The 5,314-nt window shown below is 53.4% G+C and carries 5 protein-coding genes; all 5 read right to left on the bottom strand.

The features are described from left to right. Positions 1-1,154, bottom strand: a 1,154-nt coding sequence (locus tag H5U36_08610) for an acetate kinase (protein MBC7218177.1), incomplete at its 3' end; no start/stop codon positions are given. A gap of 24 nt (positions 1,155-1,178) precedes the next feature. After that, entirely contained in the window at positions 1,179-2,174 is a 996-nt protein-coding gene (gene pta / locus H5U36_08615; protein ID MBC7218178.1) for a phosphate acetyltransferase, read from the bottom strand. Positions 2,175-2,180: 6 nt separating this feature from the next. Continuing rightward, a complete protein-coding gene (coaD, locus tag H5U36_08620; protein ID MBC7218179.1) occupies positions 2,181-2,678 on the bottom strand; it encodes a pantetheine-phosphate adenylyltransferase in 498 nt (165 codons plus the stop codon). Continuing rightward, positions 2,675-3,253, bottom strand: a complete 579-nt coding sequence (rsmD, locus tag H5U36_08625) for a 16S rRNA (guanine(966)-N(2))-methyltransferase RsmD (protein MBC7218180.1) — start codon at positions 3,251-3,253, stop codon at positions 2,675-2,677. Before rsmD ends, coaD begins: the two co-directional genes overlap by 4 nt. Then, on the bottom strand, positions 3,254-5,314 hold a 2,061-nt coding region (recG, locus tag H5U36_08630; protein MBC7218181.1), incomplete at its 5' end, for an ATP-dependent DNA helicase RecG. It abuts the gene before it with no gap.

Genomic DNA, 5,314 nt, shown 5'->3' on the forward strand with positions numbered 1-5,314 from the left:
GGGATGACCATCACCTTTACCGGTGAATCATCCCTACTGATGAATGCCTCTCTCCTCCGCACCGTATTCCTCTCATCATCAATGAAAATCCCAAGGTGCTCAAGACCAGAACAAATGGACTTCCGAATGTAGGAGGAGTTCTCTCCAATCCCAGCCGTGAACACGAGTCCATCAAGACCTCCAAGGATAGCGTAGTACGCGCCAATGTACTTCTTGGCTCGGTAAGCAATAATTTCAAGGGTGAGGCGTGCTCTGTGGTTGTGCGGAGCGGCGTCCTCGATGTCCCGAGTATCACTGCTTATTCCCGAAATCCCCAAAACTCCGCTCTTCTTGTTGAGTATTTCCTCAACCTCTTTTGCTGAAAGGCCTTCCTTCTCCATGAGGAAGAAGATGATGGCCGGGTCGATATCCCCACAGCGGGTCCCCATGACAAGACCCTCAAGCGGCGTAAATCCCATGGAGGTGTCGATGGATTTTCCATGGAGAATGGCCGCAAAGCTCACCCCGCTTCCCATATGACAGGTGATGAGCCGAAGTTCCCCAAGCTCTCGTCCCATCATTTTCGCCGCTCTCTCTGCCACATACCGGTGGGAGGTTCCATGGAAACCATACCTTCGGATGCGGTACTTCTCGTAGTACTCGTAGGGAATGGCATAGATGTAGGCGTATTCGGGAAGCGTTCCATGAAAAGCAGTGTCAAAGACCGCTACCTGGGGGACTCCCGGCATGAGTTCCTGACAGGCCTCGATACCGAGAATATTAGGAGGATTGTGGAGGGGGGCAAGATCTGCACAGAGCCGAACAGCCTCAAGCACTTCTTCAGTAATGAGCACGGAACCGGTGAACCTTTCCCCTCCATGGACGACACGGTGTCCCACTGCGTCGATTTCTCGAACGCTCGAGAGAACACTGGCTTTCCCAGAAGTGAGCGCTTTGATGACAAGCTCAAGGGCGACACGGTGATTCGGCACAGCCTGTTCATCGACGAAATCTCCTGAAGCAGAGTGGTGCTCAAGCCGGGATCCAGGAATTCCAATACGCTCCACAATGCCCTTCGCCATAACTTCGTAACGGTTCTCATCCTCCATCCGGAAGAGCTGGTACTTAACGGTTGAACTCCCGCAATTCACTACAAGGATATTCAAGGACACCATCCCCTTTTTGAAAATTTTGAGGATTCAGAACTGGGTTTGGAGAACAGTGACCGCGATTTGGTCCACAATGTCCTCTGCCTTGCACCCCCGAGAAAGGTCGTTTACCGGTTTTGCAAGCCCCTGGAGAATTGGCCCGATAGCCCTTCCCCCCGCAAGGCGCTCGGTGAGCTTGTAGCAGATGTTCCCTGCATCGAGATCCGGGAAAATGAGGACGTTTGCTCTCCCTGCCACAGGGCTTCCTGGAGCCTTTCGCATTCCTACCTCCGGCACCAAAGCTGCGTCCCCCTGGAGTTCCCCATCGATGAGGAGATCCGGGGCAAGATTTCGGGCAATACGGGTTGCTTCGACCACCTTATCCACCCGGGCGTGCTTTGCGCTCCCTTTCGTCGAGAAAGAGAGCATTGCAACCCTTGGTTCCCCCCCTACCAAGAGACGGAAGGTTCGGGAAGTGGTGATAGCGATGTGGGCAAGCTCTTCAGCGTTTGGATCAGGATTGAAACCACAGTCGGCAAAAAGGAATACCCCATTCTCACCGTACTGACTGTTTGGAAAGACCATGAGGAAGCAACTCGAGGCAAGTTTTATCCCCGGAGCAGTTTTAATAATCTGGAGCGCTGGTCGAATCACGTCAGGACTCGTGAACACCGCTCCTCCTACCACTCCGTCAACCTCACCGTGGTAGAGCATCATGCAAGCGTAGTACATGGAGTTTCTGAGGAGCTCTTCGGCCTTCTCAAGCGTTACTCCTTTTTCTCGGCGAAGCTCAAAGAGCGACTGAACGTACACGGATCGCTTCGAATCCCTCAGGGGATTTCGAATCTCCACGCCCTCAAGATTCACACCTATGGATTTCGCCTTCTTGAGAATTTCTTCCTCATCCCCAAGGAGCACTATGGAAGCGATTTTCTCCTTCGTTGCCATACTTGCTGCCTGGAGCACCCGTTCGTCACTTCCCTCAGGAAGCACCACCCGTTTCCCAAGGTCCCGGGCCCTTTCGCGGATACGCGCAAGAATGTCCATGATTCTTCAGCTCCTTCCAGCCATTTGTGAACCGAATTTCTCGCGAAGTCGTCGCTCTACCCCAGGGGGAACGAGATCCCGAACGCACCCCCCAAAGCGAGCGATTTCTTTCACCACGGTGGAATTGAGGTAAGAGTACTCAGTACTCGTAGGAAGAAAAATGGTCTCGATTTCCGGAGCCATTTTGCGATTCGTCAGGGCAATTTGCGTCTCGTATTCATAGTCGGAAATGGCCCGCAGTCCCCGGAGTATCACCCGGCATCCCTTCGAGTGAGCAAAGTGGACAAGAAGCCCGTCGAAAACTTCCACTTCCACGTTTGGGAAGTCACGTACTGCCTCCTCAATCATGAGTTTTCGTTCCTCGACGGTGAAAAGAGGGACTTTATTCGGATTCCGAAGTACCGCCACGATGAGGCGATCGAAAATCTTTCGTGCCCGATTGATGATGTCCAGGTGACCGTTCGTTATGGGATCGAAGCTCCCCGGATAAATGGCCGTTATCACTGGGGTCCCTCCGTCTCTATGGACTTTAACCTCCCAAAAAGGAGTACACTCTTCCCATACCTTCGGACATCCAAGAGTTCAAAAAAGGAGAAATTCTGCCCCCGCCAGCTACTCCGGGAACACCGGAGCACCACAAGAGCATCACCTATGACAACTCTGAAATTATACAACTTTTCAAGAACCTGGGAAATGTCGTAAGTGAAGGGAGGGTCGAGAAAAACAATATCGGGTCTCTCGAGATGTTCTGGGAATCTCTTAGTCTGCAAGAAGTCAAGGCGTACGATTCCTGCTCTATCTTCATACCCGCAGAGCGCAATGTTTCGCCGAAGGACCTGGCATACTTTGGGGTCTCCTTCGATGAAGTACGCCTTCCTCGCCCCACGGCTTAGGGCTTCAAGGCCTAAGGAACCACTTCCTGCAAAGATATCGTACACCACGCTTCCCGGAAGGTCTTCTCTGAGAATCTCAAAAAGCGCCTTTCGTACAACTCCCTGGATAGGGCGAACATCGCCTCCGGAAGGGACAACAATCTTTCTCCCCTTCCTCTCACCCCCAACAATGTGAATGTACCCCACTCAACCAACCTCCCCAAAAGCAAGGTAACGTCCGAAGCGTCGTTCTATTTCCACCCGCAGAGGACGGTACTCAGAGCTCTCAAGCAGGGGATCCTCGGCAAGAATTCGTTCTGCTTCCCGGTGCGCCTCCTCAAGGAGCAACCAATCTGAAAAAGGATCGGCGATGTGGAATTCCGGCACCCCGTGCTGGCGCACGCCATAGAACTCCCCAGGCCCACGGAGACGGAGATCCTCTTCGGCAATTCGAAAGCCATCATCCGTTGCCGTAATCACGGCCATACGCCTTCGCGCCTCTTCCCCATGGAGCGCCGCGAGGAGAATGCATACCCCTTCTTCGCTTCCCCTCCCTATCCTTCCTCGGAGCTGGTGGAGCTGGGCAAGACCAAAGCGTTCCGCGTTCTCCACAACCATGACGCTCGCCCTTGGGACATCGATTCCCACCTCAATGACTGAAGTGGCCACAAGGACATCGATGTCGCCCTGGGAAAAGCGGCGCATAATGTCCTCTTTCTCCTTGGAGGGGAGTTTCCCGTGAATCACCTCAATCCGGAACCCCGAAAGCCACTTTTCTTTAAGCTCCTCGAAAACCTCCTGGACATTCGCAATTTCCTCATCGCTCTCCTCAATTGCCGGACACACCACATAGGCTTGCCGACCCTCCTTGAGGAGCTTCCGTACCCGATTGTATGCCTTGAAACGCTCTTCAAGGGAAAAACAGAGCGTCCGGGTGGGTTTTCGTCCTGCGGGCTTCTCGTCAACAATGGAGACATCGAGATCCCCATAGAGCGTTAAGGCAAGAGTCCTTGGGATAGGTGTTGCGGTCATCACGAGGGTATGGGGAACCGTGGCCTTCTCTTTGAGCTTTGCTCTCTGGAGCACCCCGAAGCGGTGCTGCTCATCAACAATAACAAGGCCAAGATCTGCAAAGGCCACCTTCTCCTCAATGAGGGCATGGGTACCAATAACGATATCCACTTCCTTTTTCCGTATAGCCTCAAGGAGCAACCGTTTCTCTTTACTGTTTCCTCCTTTGAGAAGCCCCACTCGAACCCCAAGCGCAGCCAAAGGCTCACGGAAACGAGAGTAGTGCTGCTCGGCAAGAATCTCTGTTGGGACCATGAAGGCAACCTGGCGGCCAGTGTCAACAACCCTCAAGGCACTGATAATGGCCACGAGAGTCTTTCCAGAACCCACATCTCCCTGTACGAGGCGATTCATGACTCTTCCACTGGCAAGGTCCCGAGCGATCTCGGCACACACTCGCTTCTGAGCCTCAGTGAGGGAAAAGGGCAGAGTTTGGATGAATCTCTCAACCAGAGGGGACTCCAGAGGACAGGGAGGCACCTGAACAGCCCCAAGGGTTCTCTTGCGAATCTTGAGACTCAAGGCAAAGAGAAGGAACTCCTCAAAGATTAAGGTACGGTGCGCGGGGCTTCTCCGGGACTCAAGTTCATCCAAAGAAGAATTCACAGGTACATGGAGTTCCCGGATCGCCTCGCGCTTTGAGAGAAGACCAAGACGCTCCCGAACTGAGGAGGGAAGGATTTCCGGAACCTCGTGGAGACAGGACTCAAGGGCAGAAAGGATAATCCCCCGGAGTTTCTTGGGGCTCAGACCCTCAGTAAGGGAGTACACCGGAACAATACGTTCGAAATCCCCTGCAGCAGGCTTTCCCAGTTCGTAGTCGAAATTTGCCGTTTCCCAAGTTCCAAAAGCACGTCGAAAATTCCCCGAAACGCAAACCCAAGCGCCCTTCCGGAGGACCTGGGCAAGGTAGTTCCGATTAAAGCACACAAGATGGGCTTCTCCTGTGCCATCGCTCAAGACCACCTTGAGGAGAGGTCCCCGACGGGTTCGCTCCATTCGATGCTGCATTACCCTTGCAACAATGGTCTCAATGCCCACGCCTTGAAGTTTTTGAATTGGCTTTATTTCCCCTCGATCGCGATACGCCCGGGGAAAGAAAAAGAGGAGGTCCTCAACGGTAGCTATGCCAAGGCGATGGAGCTTCTTCTCAAGGTTCGGGCCAACACCTTTGAGGTAGCGCACGGGCTGGGTAAG

Source organism: Candidatus Caldatribacterium sp., from assembly GCA_014359405.1.
GTDB lineage: Bacteria > Atribacterota > Atribacteria > Atribacterales > Caldatribacteriaceae > Caldatribacterium > Caldatribacterium oleiphilum.

What these genes read in the sequence shown, in the direction of transcription:
- pta (MBC7218178.1), bottom strand. Translation starts at nt 2,174, where the DNA reads ATGGACATTCTTGCGCGTATCCGCGAAAGGGCCCGGGACCTTGGGAAA.